18 protein-coding genes and 1 pseudogene are annotated in these 18,326 nt (G+C 71.5%); 15 read left to right on the plus strand and 4 right to left on the minus strand.

Annotated elements, in window-relative coordinates:
* Positions 1–22: 22 nt before the first annotated feature.
* Positions 23–493 carry a DUF3093 domain-containing protein gene (locus IH50_RS0116955; protein ID WP_030862199.1) on the minus strand — a complete coding sequence of 157 codons (471 nt, stop codon included), beginning with the start codon at positions 491–493 and terminating at the stop codon, positions 23–25.
* 58 nt (positions 494–551) lie between these two features.
* On the opposite strand from IH50_RS0116955, the gene IH50_RS0116960 reads away from it, so the two are divergent.
* From IH50_RS0116960 to IH50_RS0117000, 9 genes and pseudogenes are all read left to right on the plus strand, one after another.
* Positions 552–1,136, plus strand: coding sequence for a PaaI family thioesterase (locus IH50_RS0116960; protein ID WP_030862202.1), 585 nt, complete (start codon positions 552–554; stop codon positions 1,134–1,136).
* A complete protein-coding gene (gene dut, locus IH50_RS0116965) occupies positions 1,133–1,696 on the plus strand; it encodes a dUTP diphosphatase (protein WP_030862205.1) in 564 nt (187 codons plus the stop codon). The genes IH50_RS0116960 and dut overlap by 4 nt, the downstream gene beginning before the upstream one ends.
* A gap of 1 nt (position 1,697) precedes the next feature.
* Positions 1,698–2,453: a DUF3710 domain-containing protein gene (locus IH50_RS0116970; protein WP_030862209.1), complete on the plus strand. Its 756-nt coding sequence runs from the start codon at positions 1,698–1,700 to the stop codon at positions 2,451–2,453.
* 158 nt (positions 2,454–2,611) lie between these two features.
* Positions 2,612–2,911: pseudogene (locus tag IH50_RS39825) on the plus strand (hypothetical protein); the annotation flags it as partial.
* A gap of 65 nt (positions 2,912–2,976) precedes the next feature.
* Entirely contained in the window at positions 2,977–3,669 is a 693-nt protein-coding gene (locus IH50_RS0116980; protein ID WP_030862212.1) for an ABC transporter ATP-binding protein, read from the plus strand.
* 53 nt (positions 3,670–3,722) lie between these two features.
* Positions 3,723–6,266, plus strand: coding sequence for a sensor histidine kinase (locus IH50_RS0116985; protein WP_030862215.1), 2,544 nt, complete (start codon positions 3,723–3,725; stop codon positions 6,264–6,266).
* Complete coding sequence (locus IH50_RS0116990) at positions 6,263–6,943, plus strand: response regulator (RefSeq protein WP_030862218.1); 681 nt, start codon at positions 6,263–6,265, stop codon at positions 6,941–6,943. The genes IH50_RS0116985 and IH50_RS0116990 overlap by 4 nt, the downstream gene beginning before the upstream one ends.
* Positions 6,944–7,043: 100 nt before the next feature.
* Entirely contained in the window at positions 7,044–7,442 is a 399-nt protein-coding gene (locus IH50_RS0116995; protein WP_078913995.1) for an OB-fold nucleic acid binding domain-containing protein, read from the plus strand.
* A 3-nt stretch (positions 7,443–7,445) separates the two neighbouring features.
* Entirely contained in the window at positions 7,446–8,210 is a 765-nt protein-coding gene (locus tag IH50_RS0117000) for a DUF3159 domain-containing protein (protein ID WP_030862224.1), read from the plus strand.
* Between the two features lie 73 nt (positions 8,211–8,283).
* Here the strand turns inward: IH50_RS0117000 and IH50_RS0117005 are convergent, their stop codons facing one another.
* Both IH50_RS0117005 and IH50_RS0117010 read right to left on the minus strand, forming a co-directional pair.
* The gene (locus IH50_RS0117005; RefSeq protein WP_030862227.1) at positions 8,284–8,952 is read right to left on the minus strand and encodes a potassium channel family protein; all 669 of its coding nucleotides are present in this window, start codon (positions 8,950–8,952) and stop codon (positions 8,284–8,286) included.
* Positions 8,952–9,623 (minus strand): potassium channel family protein, encoded by a 672-nt coding sequence (locus IH50_RS0117010; RefSeq protein ID WP_030862231.1) that lies wholly within the window; start codon positions 9,621–9,623, stop codon positions 8,952–8,954. Before IH50_RS0117010 ends, IH50_RS0117005 begins: the two co-directional genes overlap by 1 nt.
* A 234-nt stretch (positions 9,624–9,857) precedes the next feature.
* Between IH50_RS0117010 and IH50_RS0117015 the strand changes: the two genes are divergently transcribed.
* The 4 genes from IH50_RS0117015 to IH50_RS0117035 all read left to right on the plus strand — a co-directional run bounded on the left by IH50_RS0117015 (position 9,858) and on the right by IH50_RS0117035 (position 15,599).
* Positions 9,858–10,784 carry a PfkB family carbohydrate kinase gene (locus tag IH50_RS0117015; RefSeq protein WP_030862234.1) on the plus strand — a complete coding sequence of 309 codons (927 nt, stop codon included), beginning with the start codon at positions 9,858–9,860 and terminating at the stop codon, positions 10,782–10,784.
* A gap of 269 nt (positions 10,785–11,053) precedes the next feature.
* Positions 11,054–13,099 (plus strand): APC family permease, encoded by a 2,046-nt coding sequence (locus tag IH50_RS0117025; protein ID WP_030862237.1) that lies wholly within the window; start codon positions 11,054–11,056, stop codon positions 13,097–13,099.
* 66 nt (positions 13,100–13,165) lie between these two features.
* Entirely contained in the window at positions 13,166–14,494 is a 1,329-nt protein-coding gene (locus IH50_RS0117030; protein ID WP_078913996.1) for a class I SAM-dependent RNA methyltransferase, read from the plus strand.
* A 571-nt stretch (positions 14,495–15,065) separates the two neighbouring features.
* On the plus strand, positions 15,066–15,599 hold the full coding sequence (locus IH50_RS0117035; RefSeq protein WP_030862242.1) for a GNAT family N-acetyltransferase: 534 nt from the start codon (positions 15,066–15,068) through the stop codon (positions 15,597–15,599).
* Positions 15,600–15,706: 107 nt separating this feature from the next.
* Here IH50_RS0117035 and IH50_RS0117040 read toward each other — a convergent pair whose 3' ends face one another.
* Complete coding sequence (locus IH50_RS0117040; RefSeq protein WP_030862245.1) at positions 15,707–16,936, minus strand: epoxide hydrolase family protein; 1,230 nt, start codon at positions 16,934–16,936, stop codon at positions 15,707–15,709.
* 62 nt (positions 16,937–16,998) lie between these two features.
* Between IH50_RS0117040 and IH50_RS0117045 the strand changes: the two genes are divergently transcribed.
* Both IH50_RS0117045 and IH50_RS0117050 read left to right on the plus strand, forming a co-directional pair.
* A complete protein-coding gene (locus IH50_RS0117045) occupies positions 16,999–17,961 on the plus strand; it encodes a helix-turn-helix transcriptional regulator (protein ID WP_030862247.1) in 963 nt (320 codons plus the stop codon).
* 93 nt (positions 17,962–18,054) lie between these two features.
* Positions 18,055–18,270 (plus strand): hypothetical protein, encoded by a 216-nt coding sequence (locus tag IH50_RS0117050; protein ID WP_030862252.1) that lies wholly within the window; start codon positions 18,055–18,057, stop codon positions 18,268–18,270.
* Positions 18,271–18,326 lie beyond the last annotated feature (56 nt).

The following is an 18,326-nucleotide window of genomic DNA, read 5'->3' on the forward strand; positions in this document are numbered from 1 at the left end:
AACAGCCCGCGCCCCCGTCCGTCTACGCGGCGTCGGTGGTGTTTCGGGCCGCTTGGAGGGCCTGTGCCAGTCGCTGGGGCTCGCGGGTCGACAGGAAGGCGTAGGGGGTCGGGTCCGCCGGGTCCGTGACGTCCACGCGCAGCGCGCCGGGGATGTACGCCCGCAGCAGCATGAAGCAGCGCGGGTCGGCCTTGTAGGAGCGCCAGGCACGGGCCTCCTCGGCGTCCAGGATCTCCGCCTCGCCCAGCGCCGACACCGGGATCTTCGCGTCGCCCGCGATCAGGTGGCCGCCCACGACCCGGATGCGCACCGAGCCGTACGCACTCACCACGACCGCCGCGGCGGCGGTGCCGCCGGCCAGGCCGCCGAGCATCGGCAGCGTGCCGAACGGCAGCAGGATCAGCGCCAGGGAGACCCCCACCAGGAAGGAGATCAGCCACCAGGAGCGGGGGGCGGTGAGGCGTTCTTCGTACGGGGAGGCGGAGAGCTGCATGAATCCAAGCTTGGCACGGTGCCGGGCCGGGGCTCACGCGCGGGTAAGGTCTGCGCCTGTGAGTGGTACTTCCGCAGCTCTTCAGCCCCCGGCCGACGCCGTGACACCGGTGCGTCACCCCGACGCTCCCGCGCCCGGCGAGCTCCTCGGCGCCCACTACGGCCAGTGTTTCGGCTGTGGCGGCGAGCAGCCCCACGGACTGCACCTCGAGGCCCGCGCCGGGGAAGGCGTGTCGATCACCGCCGAGTTCACCGTGCGGCCCGCCCACCAGGGCGCCCCGGGACTCGCGCACGGCGGGGTCCTCGCCACCGCCCTGGACGAGGCGCTCGGCTCGCTGAACTGGCTGCTGCGCACGATCGCGGTGACCGGCAGGCTGGAGACCGACTTCGTCCGGCCCGTGCCGGTCGGCACCGTGCTGCATCTCCAGGCCGAGGTGACGGCGGTGGCCGGCCGGAAGATCTACTGCACCGCCACCGGACGCGTCGGCGGCCCCGACGGGCCGGTCGCGGTCCGCGCCGACGCCCTGTTCGTCGAGGTCAAGGTCGACCACTTCGTCGACCACGGCCGCCAGGAGGAGATCCGGGCCGTCATGGAGGACCCCGACCAGGTCCGCCGCGTCCGCGCCTTCGAGGTGAACCCGTGAGCGGGTCCCGCCCCGGCGCGCTCGAGGTGCTGATCCGGCGTGTCGACCCGGACGTACCGCTTCCGGCGTACGAGCACCCGGGGGACGCGGGAGCCGATCTGCGGACCACCGAGGCCCGCGAACTGGCCCCCGGTGAGCGCGCCGTCCTGCCCACGGGGGTGTCTGTGGCGCTGCCCGAGGGGTACGCGGCCTTCGTGCACCCGCGATCCGGACTCGCCGCCCGCTGCGGCGTCGCCCTGGTGAATGCCCCGGGGACGGTTGATGCCGGGTACCGTGGGGAGATCAAGGTGATCGTGGTGAATCTCGACCCGCGCGAGACCGTGCGGTTCGAGCGCTTCGACCGGATTGCCCAACTGGTCGTCCAGCAGGTCGAGAGGGTCCGCTTCGTGTCGGTCGCGGAGCTTCCCCCCTCGGCCCGGGCCGAGGGGGGCTTCGGGTCCACCGGCGGCCATGCCGCGGTGGAAGAAGGTAAGAGCGGCACAAGCGTTCAGGCCGCCACGGGCGGTACAGCGGGTGGGAATCGATACGCTTCGGTCGTATCCGACCGGGAAGGACAGTGACGTGTTCGGACGTCGCAAGAAGAAGGGTGCCGCCGACGGTGCGGCCGGCGAGGCCGAGCAGGTCGTCGACGGTGTCGACGCTGAGGCGGGCGAGGAGGCCGAGCGGCTGAGGCTCGAGCCGGCGCCGAGGCCCGACGGGCCCTGGGACAGCAGCGAGGTCACCGCGCCCGGCGAGGGCCGGGTCGACCTGGGCGGCCTCTTCGTGCCCGGTGTCGACGGCATGGAGCTGCGGGTGGAGGTCGCGGGCGACGCGATCGTCGCGGCCACCGTCGTGCTGCGGGACAGCGCCATCCAGCTCCAGGCCTTCGCCGCGCCCAAGCGCGAGGGCATCTGGGGTGAGGTGCGCGAAGAGATCGCGGCCGGCATCACCCAGCAGGGCGGTATCATCGACGAGGTCGAGGGCCCGCTGGGCTGGGAGCTGCGGGCCCAGGTGCCGGTGCAGCTGCCGGACGGCACCGGCGGCTTCCAGGTCGTGCGGTTCGTCGGCGTGGACGGCCCCCGCTGGTTCCTGCGCGGGGTGATCTCGGGCCAGGGCGCGGTACAGCCGCAGGCCGCCGGGCTGCTGGAGCAGATCTTCCGGGACACGGTCGTGGTGCGCGGTGAGGGCCCGATGGCCCCGCGCGACCCGATCGTCCTGAAGCTGCCGAACGACGCGCAGATGGTTCCGGAGAACGTGCAGCAGGAGGAGGGCGCCTCCCGCTTCGCCGGAGGCATGGGCCAGCTCCAGCGCGGACCGGAGATCACCGAGGTCCGCTAGCAGACCGGTCGAAGGGCCGCACCCCGCCAAGGGGTGCGGTCCTTTTCCGCGCGTGCCTTTCGACGTCGCGGGGGCGGCGGCCCGCCCCCGCGCGGGCCTCCCGACGCTCTCCGCACGCGGACCCGTGACGAGGCGTTGGTTCGGACCTATCGCCTCGGGAGGCTGGCCGCATCCAGGGCCGGGACCTGTGCGGCACCGACGTCGGCGAACGGCTGCGGCACGCCCTCGGCTTCCAGGCGAAGTACGAGCAGGGCGCGGCCGTCCCGAGCCGGCTGTGCGGCGGCTCCCTGCACCTCGGCCTGGGCCCGGTCACCGAGGTCGGCTACAACGCCCTGCACAACCGCCTCGGCCACGCCATGACCCACACCCAGGAGCTCACCGAACGCACCCGCCCCTCCGGCAGCAACAACCTCTTCGTCGCCTGGGAGACCCTCACCCACGGGGACAACCCGGCCTGAGACGTTGATCGACCGGGCGCCGGCCGGGGATACTGACGTCCGGTCCACGGGGGAGGGCGGTCAGGATGAGCCAGGTGGTCACCGAGACCATGGTGCGCGTCGAGGACGTGCACAAGTCGTACGGCACCGGAGCCGCCGCCGTCCACGCGCTGCGCGGTGTCTCCTTCGAGATCCCGCGCGGCGAACTGGTCGCCCTCAAGGGCCGCTCCGGATCCGGCAAGACCACCCTCCTGAACATCGTCGGCGGCCTCGACACCCCCGACCGGGGACGGGTCCACGTCGACGGACGCGACCTCGCCGGCCTCGACGAGAACGGGCTGCTCGCCCTGCGCCGGGACCACGTCGGCTTCGTCTTCCAGTCCTTCGGCCTCATCCCCATCCTCACCGCGGCCGAGAACGTCGGCGTCCCGCTGCGGCTGCGCCGCGCCGGCCCGCGCGAGCGCGAGGAACGCGTCGACCTGCTGCTGTCCCTCGTCGGCCTCGCCGACCACGCCGCCCAGCGGCCCGGCGAACTCTCCGGCGGACAGCAGCAGCGGGTCGCCATCGCCCGAGCCCTCGCCAACAGCCCCTCCCTCCTCATCGCCGACGAGCCGACCGGCCAGCTCGACGCGGAGACCGGGCACGCCGTGATGGAGCTGCTGCGCGCGGTCGTCCGCAGCGAGCACGTCACCGCGCTCGTCGCCACCCACGACCCCACCCTCCTCAACCTCGCCGACCGCGTCCTGGAGCTGAGCGACGGCGAGATCACCGAGCACTGACCTTCGCGGGGCCCCGCGCCCGGCCGGGCGTCACGGGGGAAGACAATGGGGCCATGGGACGCGGCAGCCTTCGGATCCACCTCGGTGCGGCACCGGGCGTCGGCAAGACGTACGCGATGCTCTCCGAGGCGCACCGCCGTGCCGGACGCGGCACCGACTGCGTGGTCGCCTTCGCCGAACCGCACGGCAGGCCCCGCACCGAGGCGCTGCTGCACGGACTGGAGCGGATCCCGCACCGGGACGTCGAGCACCGCGGGACCGTTCTGAGGGAGATGGACCTCGACGCCGTCCTCGCCCGCCGCCCCCGGGTGGCCCTCGTCGACGAACTCGCCCACACCAACGCCCCCGGCTCGCGCAACGCCAAGCGCTGGCAGGACGTGGAGGAGCTGCTCACGGCCGGGATCGACGTCCTGGCCACGGTCAACATCCAGCACCTGGAGTCGCTGGGCGACGTCGTGGAGTCGATCACCGGCGTACGGGAGCGGGAGACCGTACCCGACGAGGTGGTGCGGCGGGCGGACCAGATCGAGCTGGTCGACATGACGCCCGAGGCGCTGCGCCGCCGCATGGCGCACGGCAACATCTACCAGCCGGACAAGGTCGACGCCGCCCTGTCCAACTACTTCCGCCCCGGCAACCTCACCGCGCTCAGGGAGCTGGCGCTGCTGTGGGTGGCCGACCGGGTCGACGCCCACCTCCAGCGCTACCGCAGCGAGCACGAGGTCTCGGCGATATGGGGCTCCCGCGAGCGGATCGTCGTCGGCCTGACCGGCGGTCCGGAGGGCCGCACCCTGCTCAGGCGGGCCGCGCGGCTGGCGGAGAAGGGCGCCGGCGGCGAACTGCTCGCCGTCTACATCTCCCGCAGCGACGGGCTCACCGCGGCATCGCCCGGGGAGCTGGTCGAGCAGCGCACCCTGGTGGAGGACCTCGGCGGCACCTTCCACCACGTCGTCGGCGACGACATCCCGGCCGACCTGCTCGCCTTCGCCCGCGGGGCCAACGCCACCCAGATCGTGCTCGGCTCCTCGCGCCGCCCGGCCTGGCAGTACGTCCTCGGACCCGGCGTCGGCGCGACCGTCGCCCGGGACTCCGGGCCCGACCTGGACGTGCACATCGTCACCCACGAGGAGGTCGCCAAGGGCCGCGGGCTGCCCGGCGCCCGCGGCGCGCGGCTCGGGCGTTCCCGGCTGGCCTGGGGCTGGGCGGTCGGCGTGGCGGGACCGGCGGCGGTGGCGGTGCTGCTCAGCGCCGTGGACCTGGGGCTCGCCAACGACATGCTGCTGTTCCTGGCCCTGACGGTGGCGGCGGCCCTGCTCGGCGGGCTCTGGCCGGCCCTGGCCTCCGCGGCGGTCGGCTCACTGCTGCTGAACTACTTCTACACCCCGCCCCTGCACCGCTGGACCGTCTCCGACCCCAAGAACATCGTCGCCATCGTGATCTTCGTCGCGGTCGGCGCGGCGGTGGCGTCCGTGGTGGACCTCGCGGCCCGGCGCACCCACCAGGCGGCCCGGCTGCGCGCCGAGTCGGAGATCCTGTCCTTCCTCGCCGGGAACGTGCTGCGCGGCGAGACGGGCCTGGAGGACCTGCTGGAGCGGGTCCGGGAGACCTTCGGCATGGAGTCCGCCGCCCTTCTCGAACGCGCGGGCGACGTCGAGCCGTGGACCTGCGCCGGCCGGGCGGGGCGCGGACGCCCGGTCGAACGGCCCGAGGACGCGGACGTGGAGGTGCCGGTCGGCGACCACATGGCGCTGGCGCTGACCGGCCGGGTGCCGCCCGCCGAGGACCGCAGGGTGCTGGCCGCCTTCGCCGCGCAGGCCGCCGTCGTCCTGGACCGCCGCCGGCTGCGCGAGCAGGCCGGGCGGGCCCACGCCCTCGCCGAGGGCAACCGCATCCGCACCGCCCTGCTGGCCGCCGTCAGCCACGACCTGCGCACCCCGCTGGCCGGGATCAAGGCCGCCGTCTCCTCGCTGCGCTCCGAGGACGTCGAGTGGTCCCCCGAGGACCGGGCCGAGCTGCTGGAGGGCATCGAGGGCGGCGCCGACCGCCTGGACCACCTGGTGGGCAACCTGCTGGACATGTCCCGGCTGCACACCGGCACGGTCACCCCCCTGATCCGTGAGATCGACCTGGACGAGGTGGTGCCGAGGGCGCTCGGCGGGGTGCCCGAGGGCAGCGTCGCCCTGGACATCCCCGAGGCCCTGCCCATGGTCGCCGTCGACCCGGGACTGCTGGAGCGGGCGATGGCCAACGTGATCGAGAACGCCGTCAAGTACAGTCCCCCCGGCCAGTCCGTCCTGGTCGCCGCCAGCGCCCTCGCCGACCGGGTCGAGGTGCGGGTGGTGGACCGCGGCCCCGGCGTCCCCGACGAGGCCAAGGACCGCATCTTCGAACCCTTCCAGCGGCACGGCGACGCCCCGCGCGGGGCCGGGGTCGGTCTCGGCCTGGCGGTCGCCCGGGGCTTCGCCGAGGCCATGGGCGGCACGCTGAACGCCGAGGACACCCCCGGCGGCGGCCTCACCATGGCGCTCACCCTGTACGCCGCGGGAGCACCGGCAGTCGCGGAAGAGACCGCGGAACACGAAAGGCAGCCCTCATGACCCGTGTCCTGGTGGTCGACGACGACCCGGCCATCGTGCGCGCCCTGGTGATCAACCTCAGGGCACGCTCGTACGAGGTCGACTCCGCCCACGACGGCGCCGGCGCCCTCCGCGCGGCCGCCGCCCGCCATCCCGACGTCGTCGTCCTCGACCTCGGCCTGCCCGACATGGACGGGGTCGACGTGCTCAGGGAGCTGCGGGGCTGGAGCCGGGTGCCGGTCCTGGTGCTGTCCGCGCGGCACGCCTCCGGCGAGAAGGTCCAGGCGCTGGACGCGGGCGCCGACGACTACGTCACCAAGCCCTTCGGCATGGACGAACTGCTGGCCCGGCTGCGGGCCGCCGTGCGCCGCGCGGAGCCCGCCGGCGACGGGGGGGACGTGGTGGTGGAGACCGCCGGGTTCACCGTCGACCTGGCCGCGAAGAAGGTCAACCGCGACGGCAGGGACGTACGGCTGACCCCCACCGAATGGCATCTGCTGGAGGTGCTGGTGCGGGCCGGCGGCCGGCTGGTGGCGCAGAAACAGCTGCTGAAGGAGGTGTGGGGGCCGTCGTACGGCACGGAGACGAACTACCTGCGCGTGTACATGGCGCAGCTGCGGCGGAAGCTGGAGGCGGATCCGTCACATCCGAAGCACCTGATCACGGAGCCGGGCATGGGGTACCGCTTCGAGAAGTGAAGGTCAGGGGCGTCCCCGCGCGGGGTGGCCGGGAAAGGGCCGTTCGGAGCGGGGCGGCAGGGGGTACGTGACCGTCAGTGCACCCCGGTACGCTTCAGATATGAGTGCTGTTCCTCGATCCGAGAAGCCGGCAGGCCGGTTCCGGCGCATGCTCGACCGGCTCTCCTCGTCTCAGGAGGACCTGGAGTCCGAGGAGCTGCGCGAGGACGCCGAGACGGCCGGCTGTACGCGGATAGGCGACTGCCGCGACCGGCAGATCGTCACGGTTACTGGTACCTTGCGCACGGTCACGCTGCGGCCGCGCGCGGGGGTTCCGGCCCTGGAGGCCGAGCTGTTCGACGGCTCCGCCGCGCTCGACGTGGTGTGGCTCGGCAGGCGCTCCATCGTAGGGATAGAGCCGGGGCGCAAGCTGATCGCATCAGGCCGGATCTCGATGAGCCAGGGCCGCCGGGTGCTGTTCAATCCGAAATACGAACTGAGACCCCTCGGACGGGAGTAGCCGGTGACGTCACTCGACAAGCCGACAACCGAAGACACATCCGCGGACGACGCCAGGGCGGTGACCGAAGCCGCCCTCTTCGAGGCGTTCGGCGGGGTGCGGGGCATGGTCGAGACGGTGCTCCCCGGGCTGCTCTTCGTCAGCATCTACACGGTCAACAAGGACCTGCACATGTCGGCGATCGCGGCCCTCGCCGTGGCGCTGGTGATGGTCGTGGTCCGGCTGGCGATGAAGGACACCGTCAAGCACGCCTTCAGCGGCGTCTTCGGCGTGGCCTTCGGCGTGGTCTTCGCGATGATGACCGGCAACGCCAAGGACTTCTACCTGCCGGGCATGCTGTACACGCTGGGCCTGGCCCTGGCGTACATCGTCACGGCGCTGGCGGGCGTCCCGCTGATCGGTCTGATGCTGGGCCCCGTCTTCAAGGAGAACCTCTCCTGGCGCACCCGCAACCCCGGCCGCAAGAAGGCGTACACCAAGGCCAGCTGGGCGTGGGGGCTGATCCTGCTCGGCAAGAGCGCGATCCTGTTCCCGCTGTACTGGTGGGCGGACACGACCCAGCTGGGCTGGGTGCTGATCGCGCTGAAGATCCCGCCGTTCCTGCTGGCGGTGTACCTGACCTGGGTGTTCCTGGCGAAGGCGCCGCCGCCGATCGACGTCTTCGCCGAGATGGAGGCGGAGGAACGCGCGGAGGAGGAGCGCAAGGCCGCCGCCGCGCGGGAGAACGGCGGGACGACGACGGCCGGCCGTCACCGCCGCGAGTCCTAGTCCGTACTTCCACACTTCCGTACTTCCGTACGAAAGAAGGGGGCGCCCGGAGTTCTCCGGGCGCCCCCTTCCTCTACGGCTCCTTGCGCACCGAGAGCAGGTCCTCCAGCTGCTCCTCACGCGCCTGGGCGGCCACGAAGAGGAGTTCGTCGCCGGCCTCCAGGGAGTCGTCCCGGGTCGGCGTCAGGACGCGCGTACCGCGGATGATGGTGACCAGCGAGGTGTCCTGCGGCCACTGGACGTCCCCGACCTGCGTGCCGGCCAGCGCCGACTCCTCCGGCAGGGTCAGCTCGACCAGGTTGGCGTCGCCGTGGCTGAAGCGCAGCAGCCGGACCAGGTCACCGACGCTCACCGCCTCCTCCACGAGGGCCGACATCAGACGCGGGGTGGAGACGGCGACGTCCACGCCCCAGGACTCGTTGAACAGCCACTCGTTCTTCGGGTTGTTCACCCGGGCGACGACGCGCGGGACGCCGTACTCGGTCTTGGCGAGCAGCGAGACGACCAGGTTGACCTTGTCGTCGCCGGTCGCGGCGATGACGACGTTGCAGCGCTGGAGCGCCGCCTCGTCCAGGGAGGTGATCTCGCAGGCGTCGGCGAGCAGCCACTCCGCCTGCGGCACGCGCTCCACCGAGATGGCGGTCGGCGCCTTGTCGATCAGCAGGACCTCGTGGCCGTTCTCCAGCAGCTCGCCCGCGATCGAGCGGCCGACGGCGCCGGCTCCGGCAATGGCGACCCTCATCAGTGACCGCCCTCCTCTTCGGGACCCTTGGCGAACGCCGCCTCGACGCGGTCGATCTCGTCGGTGCGCATCATCACATGCACCAGGTCGCCCTCCTGCAGCACGGTCTGCGAGCTCGGCAGCATCGCCTCGCCGAGCCGGGTCAGGAAGGCCACACGCACGCCGGTCTCGTCCTGCAGCCTGCTGATCCTGTGTCCCACCCAGGCCGTGGAGGTGTGCACCTCGGCGAGCTGGACCCCGCCGGTGGGGTCGCGCCACAGCGGCTCGGCGCCCGAGGGGAGCAGCCGGCGCAGCATCTGGTCGGCCGTCCAGCGCACGGTCGCCACCGTGGGGATGCCCAGGCGCTGGTAGACCTCCGCGCGGCGGGGGTCGTAGATGCGGGCGGCGACGTTCTCGATGCCGAACATCTCGCGGGCCACCCGCGCGGCGATGATGTTGGAGTTGTCGCCGCTGGAGACGGCGGCGAAGGCGCCCGCCTCCTCGATGCCCGCCTCGCGCAGGGTGTCCTGGTCGAAACCGACCCCGGTGACCCGGCGGCCGCCGAACGAGGAGCCCAGCCGGCGGAAGGCGGTGGGGTCCTGGTCGATCACGGCGACCGTGTGTCCCTGTTCCTCCAGGGTCTGGGCCAGGTCGGAACCCACCCTTCCGCAGCCCATGATGACAATATGCATCGCGTCACACCGCGCTTCCTGCAGGCCGTTCGACCTTCATGACCTTCGTGCTCATGTCTCTCTTTCGGCTCGCCAGGCAAACATCGCGGCCTGAGTACGGGCCGCCAGGCAACATCATGCCGGGGGATCGCGGTCCCGACGCCCTCCGGGGCCCGGTCGCCGCGTGCGCGCCGGGTCCGACGCATCCGCACCACCCGGGCGCGACCGATGCCCGGAGCAAGGAGAGAGCCGGCCATGACCGCCGAAATCGACGTCCTCGTCCTGGGCGGCGCGGGCGTGGACACGATCGTGCACGTGCCCGAACTGCCCGTACCGCCCGCCGACAGCCACATGATCCGGCCGGGCATCGTCACCCGCGCGGGACAGAGCGGCGACTTCGTCGCCCTCGGCACCAGCGCCCTCGGCCTGCGCACCCACCACCTCGACCTGATCGGCGACGACCACGAGGGCGACCTCGTCCGCGCCCTGCACCGCGACCACGGCATCGCGCTCACCGCCGTACCGCAGCCGTGCGGCACCAAGCGCGCCGTCAACCTGGTCGGCCCCGACGGCCGCAGGCTCTCCCTGTACGACGCGACCCGCTGGTCCGAGACGGACCGGCTGCCCGAGGAGACGGTGCGCGAACTGGCCGCCGTCAGCCGGCACGCCCACGTCGTCATCACCCAGCCGTGCGCCGACGCCCTGCCCCTGCTGCGCGAGGCGGGCGTGACGATCTCGACCGACCTGCACGACTGGGACGGCGTCAACCCCTACCACGAGCCCTTCGCCCTCGTCGCGGACCTCGTCTTCCTCTCCGCCGCCGCCCTGGCCGACCCGGAGCCCGTCATGCGCCGGATCGCCGCGCGGGGCCGGGCCCGGACCGTCGTCGCCACCGCGGGCGCCGAGGGCGCGTACCTGCTCGCCGACGACGAGCTGACCCACGTCCCCGCAGCCGAGCCCCCGGCACCGGCCGTCGACTCCAACGGGGCCGGCGACGCCTTCGCGGCCGCCTTCCTGTACGGCCGGCTCGGTGGCGAAGACGCCCTCCACTGCGCCCGGCTCGGGGCGGTGGCGGGGGCGTACGCCTGCACGGTGCCGTCGACGCGGGTGGCCGCCATCGGACCGGAGGAACTGCTCGCAGGAGTCGCCGGACAGGTCCCCCGGGCGGTCAGCGGCGCGTGATGCTGCGCACGCTCGCCAGCGTGAGGATCCCGAGACCGACGAGGGCGGCCGCGGCGCCGATCAGTTCTGCGGTCGGATACATGAGAACCTCCACGGGGCGTGGCGACTACGGCCGGACTGGTCATATAGGCATGGAACTGCCCCGACCTGCCGAATCCCCGGTCCGGTCACCGGTGATTTCACCCGGAGAGCAGAGGCCGTATGGAAGCCGTATGGATATGGGGTGGTGGTTGGGCCGCCCCCGGTCCGAAGGCTTACGATCCACTGCTGTGTCCAAATTGACCGACGTGCCCAAACGGATTCTTATCGGGCGCGCACTGCGCAGTGACCGACTGGGTGAAACGCTCCTGCCGAAGCGTGTCGCCCTGCCCGTCTTCGCCTCCGACCCGCTCTCCTCCGTGGCGTACGCCCCCGGCGAGGTACTGCTGGTCCTGTCGATCGCGGGCCTGTCGGCGTACCACTTCAGCCCCTGGATCGCCGTCGCGGTCGTCGTGCTGATGTTCACCGTGGTCGCCTCCTACCGCCAGAACGTCCACGAGTACCCGAGCGGCGGCGGCGACTACGAGGTGGCCACCACCAACCTCGGCCCCCGGGCCGGACTGACCGTCGCCAGCGCCCTGCTCGTCGACTACGTCCTCACCGTCGCCGTGTCGATCTCCTCCGGCATCGAGAACCTCGGCTCGGCGATCCCGTTCGTCGTCGAGAACAAGGTGGCCTGCGCGATCGGCGTGATCGTGCTGCTGACGCTGATGAACCTGCGGGGGGTCAGGGAGTCGGGCACGCTCTTCGCGATCCCCACCTACGTCTTCGTCGCCGGCGTCTTCACCATGATCGCCTGGGGTGCCTTCCGCGGGATCGTGCTCGGCGACGACATGCGGGCACCGACCGCCGACTTCGAGATCAAGCCCGAACACCCCGGACTCGCCGGCTTCGCCCTGGTCTTCCTCCTCCTGCGCGCCTTCTCCTCCGGCTGCGCCGCGCTCACCGGCGTCGAGGCGATTTCCAACGGCGTACCGGCCTTCCGCAAGCCCAAGTCGCGCAATGCCGCGACCACGCTCGCCATGATGGGCCTGCTCGCCGTCACCATGTTCTGCGGCATCATCGCGCTGGCCGCCGCCACCGACGTCCGCATGGCCGAGAACCCCGCCAAGGACCTGATCCACGACGGCGCCCCGCTCGGCGCGGGCTACGTCCAGGACCCGGTGATCTCCCAGGTCGCCGAGGCCGTCTTCGGCCACGGCAGCCTCCTGTTCATGATCCTCGCCGCCGCCACCGCACTGGTGCTGTTCCTCGCCGCGAACACCGCCTACAACGGCTTCCCGCTGCTCGGCTCGATCCTCGCCCAGGACCGCTACCTCCCCCGCCAGCTCCACACGCGCGGCGACCGCCTCGCCTTCTCCAACGGCATCGTGCTGCTCGCCGGCGCCGCCGCCTTGCTGGTGTGGGTCTACGGAGCGGACTCCACGCGGCTGATCCAGCTCTACATCGTCGGCGTGTTCGTGTCCTTCACGCTCAGCCAGACCGGCATGGTCCGTCACTGGAACCGGCTGCTGACCACCGAGAAGGACCAGGCCAAGCGTCGCCACATGATCCGCTCCCGGGCCATCAACACCTTCGGCGCCTTCTTCACCGGCCTGGTCCTGGTCGTCGTCCTCGTCACCAAGTTCACCCACGGCGCCTGGGTCGCGCTGCTCGGCATGTGCATCTTCTACGCGACGATGACGGCGATCCGTAGGCACTACGACCGCGTCGCCGAGGAGATCGCCGCCCCGGAGACGCCCGGTGACGACCTGGCACGGCCCTCCCGCGTCCACTCGGTCGTCCTGATCTCCAAGATCCACCGGCCCGCGCTGCGCGCCCTCGGCTACGCCAAGCTGATGCGCTCCGACAGCCTGGAGGCGCTCAGCGTCAACGTGGACCCGGCCGACACCAAGGCGCTCCGCGCGGAGTGGGAACGGCGCGGCATCGACGTACCCCTGAAGGTGCTCGACTCGCCGTACCGCGAGGTCACGCGCCCGGTCATCGACTACGTCAAGGGCCTGCGCAAGGAGTCCCCGCGCGATGTGGTCTCCGTGATCATCCCCGAGTACGTGGTCGGCCACTGGTACGAGCACCTGCTGCACAACCAGAGCGCGCTGCGGCTCAAGGGCCGGCTGCTGTTCACGCCCGGCGTGATGGTGACCTCGGTGCCGTACCAGCTCCAGTCCTCCGAGGCGGCCAAGCAGCGCGCCCGCCGGCGGCAGGACTGGGCCGCCCCCGGCTCGGTGCGCCGCGGTCCGGCGGAGCGGGCGAAGGACTCCTCCTCGCACACGTAGACTGGTGGGCTGTCGTCCCGGCCCGCACGGGCCTTTCCGCTCTCGATGTTGTGGAGTCACCCCGCCATGCAGGCAGAACCGAGGAAATCACTGGTGGGGGAGGAGTACGAGGTCGAGATCGGCCCCGTCGCCCACGGCGGCCACTGCATCGCCCGCACCTCCGAGGGCCAGGTCCTCTTCGTCCGGCACGCGCTGCCCGGCGAACGGGTCGTCGCGCAGGTCACGGAGGGCGAGGAGGGGGCCCGCTTCCTCCGCGCGGACGCGGTGCGGGTGCTGGACGCCTCCAAGGACCGCATCGACGCCCCCTGCCCCTACGCCGGTCCCGGCCGCTGCGGCGGCTGCGACTGGCAGCACGCCAAGCCGGGCGCCCAGCGTCGACTGAAGGGCGAGGTCGTCGCCGAGCAGCTCCAGCGCCTGGCCGGGCTCACCCCCGAGGAGGCCGGCTGGGACGGCACGGTGATGCCGGCCGAGGGCGACAAGGTCCCCGCCGGCCAGGTCCCGGCGTGGCGCACACGCGTGCAGTACGCCGTCACCGCCGACGGCCGCGCGGGACTGCGCCGGCACCGCTCGCACGAGGTCGAGCCGATCGACCACTGCATGATCGCCGCGGATGGGGTCAGCGAGCTGGGCATCGAGAAGCGGGACTGGACGGGCATGGACTCCGTCGAGGCGATCGCCGCGACGGGCTCCCAGGACCGCCAGGTCGTCCTCACCCCCAAGCCGGGCGCCCGCCTCCCCCTGGTCGAACTCGACCGCCCGGTCTCCGTCATGCGCGTCGACGAGCGTTCCGGACAGCTCCACCGCGTCCACGGCCGCCCCTTCGTCCGCGAACGCGCCGACGGCCGCACCCACCGGGTCGCCGGCGGCGGCTTCTGGCAGGTCCACCCGAAGGCCGCCGACACCCTCGTCACCGCCGTCATGCAGGGCCTGCTGCCCCGCAAGGGCGACATGGCCCTCGACCTCTACTGCGGCGTCGGCCTGTTCGCGGGTGCCCTGGCCGACCGGGTCGGCGAGGCGGGCGCGGTGCTCGGCATCGAGTCCGGCAAGCGCGCGGTCGAGGACGCCCGCCACAACCTCGCGGACTTCCCCCGCGTCCGTATCGAACAGGGCAAGGTCGAGTCCGTCCTGCCCCGCACGGGGATCGACGAGGTCGACCTCGTCGTCCTCGACCCGCCGCGCGCGGGCGCCGGCCGCAAGACGGTGCAGCACCTGTCCTCCCTGGGCGCCCGCCGCATCGCGTACGTCGCCTGCGACCCGGCGGCGCTGGCACGGGACCTGGCGTACTTCCGGGACGGGGGGTACCGGGTGCGGACGCTGCGGGTGTTCGACCTGTTCCCGATGACGCACCATGTGGAGTGCGTGGCAATTCTGGAGCCTGCTACAAAGGGGCTCTGACCTGCGACTTCCTTGGGCCTTCCAGTGTGGTCGGTGGTGCTCGACCTGTTCTCCGAAGTCCACCGCGTGGAGCATGTCGTAGGTTCCAGCCACGTGACCCGCCTGCGGTTTCGCAGCGGGGGCGGGGGCTGGAACGTTCTGCCTCAACTCCGTACGAGACGGGTTCGGGAAATGTCTTGACGCTCGCTCGGCGCTGTTCCTGACGGAGCGTGGGGTGGTCGCCCTGGATCAAGTGGCGCGGGTGGATCGACTTGCCGGGCTCAATCCGTCGAGCAGCGCGTCAGGGCTGTTCTTCGGGCTCGGGTCATACGGCGACAGGTCTCGGGTTGACGTGTGCTGATTGCGTCGGCCTCGTTGTCCTGGGAGCCGCCAGAATGATGGCGCTCCTTGAAATCGGGTCTGGCCCCTCGACCGCGCTGTCGAAGCGGCACGTCGTCCGCCCGGCCGTCGGCCCGACGTTTCCCCCGCCACGGTGTGCGGTGCAAGGGCCTGACGCGTTGCGGTTCCGGAGCGGCAGGGCGGGCGAGCGCCGGATTACCGATGCGGTGCCCGCCTTCGGCAGGATGGGCGCATGACCGAGATCCGCACACCCCGTCTTCTCCTCCGCAGCTGGCACGACGACGACCTCGCGCCGATGGCGGACATCAACGCGGACCCACGGGTCATGCGCTGGGTCGACGACGGCTCGGTGCGCGACCTGGACCGTACGGCCGAGGACATCGAGCGGTGGGAGGAGGAGTGGGACGAGGAGGGCTTCGGGCTCTTCGCCGTCGAGCTGCTGGCCTCGGGCGAACTGATCGGTTTCACGGGGCTGTCCGTGCCCGGGTTCCTGCCGGAGGTGATGCCCGCCGTGGCGATCGGCTGGCGGCTCGGCTCACCGTTCTGGGGCCAGGGATACGCGTCCGAAGCCGCGCACGCCACACTGGAGTTCGCACTCCAGGACCGCGGCCTGGACCGTGTCATCAGCATCAGCCGGGTGGGGGACAACGCCTCCGAGAACGTCATCCGCAAGCTCGGCATGGCGCCCGAGCGGGAGACGGCCCACCCGGTGTACGGCTGTCCACTGCGCGTTCACGCCATCGACCTCACCGAGTTCCAGGCATGAACCGACCCGACCGTCGATCGCCACAGGACAGCCGACCACTGTCCCTGCGCCCCTGAACGCATCGACCGCGGCGGCACGGACACCCAGGAAGGGATGGCCCCTCCCTGTCAGCGCACCTTGCCGAAGAACTCGCGGACGTCGCCGACGAGCAGTTCCGGGGCTTCCATCGCGAGGAAGTGGCCGCCACGGTCGAGTTCGGTCCACCGCACGATGTTGTGGTCGCGTTCGGCCCAGCGGCGGATGGTCACATCGTGGGCGGAGAGCAGCACGGCGGTGGGCACGGTCCCCTGTGGACCGGCTGCCCAGCCGTCCTGACCGTCGCTCCACCCGGCGTCGTGCGCCGTGCCGGGGGCAGTCCAGTCGTCGGCTGCGGCTTCGCTCCAGGTGCTCGCGGACATCTCCTCGTAGTAGACCTGGGCTGCTGAGGCGGCGGTGGCGGTCAGCCAGTACAGCGAGACCTCGGTCAGGATGCGGTCCCGGTGGATGCTGTTCTCGGGCAGTGCGTCTTCCGGGTCGGTGAGCTCCTTGAATTTCTCCACGGTCCAAGCCAGCTGGCCGACAGGGGAGTCGGTGAGGGCGTAAGCCACGGTCTGCGGTCGTTTGGAGTTGCACTGCAGGTAACCGTCGTTGAAGTTCTGCATCCGATGCCATCGTCGCTGTTCGGCCTCCGTCAGGCCGTCCATCTCGCCCTCTGCCCCGGCGGGAAATGTGATCATGGCGTTGACGTGGACGCCGATCACGTGGTCCGGTGCCTGCTTGCCCATCTCCAGGGCGACCCATGAGCCGGTGTCGTAGCCCTGAACGCCGTAGCGCGTGTAGCCGAGGCGGGCCATCAGCTGGGTGAACGCCCCGGCCATCCGAGCCGTGTCCATGCCCGGTCCGGCCAGTGGGGTGGAGAGGGCGAATCCCGGCAGCGAGGGGATGACCAGGTGGAACGCGTCGGCCGGAGCACCTCCGTGCGTACCGGGGCCGGACAGCGGCCCGATGACGTCGAGGAAGTCCACCACCGAGCCCGGCCAGCCGTGCAGCAGCATCAGCGGTGTGGCATCGGCCCTGGGAGAGCGCACATGCAGGAAGTGGATGTTCTGCCCGTCGATGGCGGTCATGTACTGAGGGAACGTGTTGAGTTCCGCCTCGTGCGCCCGCCAGTCGTAGGCAGTGCGCCAGTACTCGGCCAGATCCTTCAGGTAGTCCACCGGAACGCCGCGGCTCCAGCCGACACCGGGCAGCTCATCCGGCCAGCGGGTGGCGGCCAGGCGGGCTTGCAGATCATCGAGCTGGGCCTGCGGTATGTCGAGGTGGAAGGAGCGGATACTGCTGGGTGTCGTGTTCGCCATGGCTGCGACACTAGGACTCGCTTAGGTCAGTTTCGGTCCTCACCTTCCGGCAGTCTTACGGCATGCTGGAGACCTCCGGGCGGCTGTTGAAGCTGCTCTCCCTGTTGCAGACCCACCGCGACCGGTCCGGGGCCGAACTCGCCGAACGCCTCGGCGTCAGCCGGCGCACCCTGCGCCGTGATGTGGAGCGGCTGCGTGTGCTCGGCTACCCGGTGCACGCCACCCAGGGCACTGCGGGCTACCGGCTCGGGGCCGGGACCACGCTGCCGCCACTGCTGCTCGACGACGACGAGGCCGTCGCCGTCGTCGTCGGCCTGCGCACGTCGGCCGGTGGCTCGGTCGCCGGCATCGAAGGGTCCTCGATGCGCGCGCTCGCCAAGCTCGAGCAGATGCTCCCACCCCGGCTGCGGTACCGAGTGAGCACCCTGCACACCGCTACTGTCCGGGCCGGCGCAGCCCCGACTCCCAAGGTCTCCGCGGACACCCTCATGGCCATCGCAGAGGCGTGCCGCCGACGCGAGCGACTGCGCTTCGACTACGTCAGCCCTCGCCGCAGCCGCAGCACGCGCTTGGTCGAGCCGCACAGTCTCGTCAGCTTCGACCGCCACTGGTACCTGGTCGCCTGGGACACCGACCGCACCGACTGGCGCACCTTCCGCGTCGACAGACTCACTCCGCGCACGCCGACTGGACCGCGGTTCACCCCCCGCGAACTCCCCGACACCGACGTGGCCACCTATCTGGCCCACCAGCTGTCATCGCGGACCTGGCCGTTCCAGGCCACCATCACCCTGCACGAGTCCGCCGCAGCGGTCACCGACCGCATCTGGCCCGGCATGGGCGTCGTCGAACCCGTCGACGATGACAGCTGCCTACTGCACCTGGGCGCCGACAACCCCCGTGACCTCGCCTGGATGATCACCTCGGTCGACGCCGATTTCACTCTCACCGACGCACCACCCGAACTCACCGACGCCCTGCACGCCCACGCCGCCCGCTGCCTGAACGCCGTACGCAAGGCATAGGCACCCCTGCCGCGCAGGCGTCCGGGAATCTCCCGACGACCGGGCTCCACCACCGCTCAGTACCTCGATGCGGAGTGTCCTGAGTGTGGTGGAGTGAGAACCGCGGCACAGACGTTCGACAGCACCAGGAGCAGCTACTTCGGTCTGAGCCCGCTGGCCGTGCAGGTGTCACGACGTCTCGGCAGTCTCGGCGACGAGGCGCATCTGTACGTGGGACGCCGCTACGTCGACGATGTCGAGCGGCTGTCCTCGCCAGTAGCCGTGATTCGGGAGCCGCTGACACAGCTCTGCGACGATCACCGCCAGTGATCTCTGCTGTCGGGCACAGTAAAGTCAAGCTGGACGGATTCTGTCTAAGTAGACTT

Origin of the sequence: Streptomyces sp. NRRL S-37 (assembly GCF_000721605.1) — a bacterium.
In the GTDB taxonomy this organism is placed as follows: domain Bacteria; phylum Actinomycetota; class Actinomycetes; order Streptomycetales; family Streptomycetaceae; genus Streptomyces.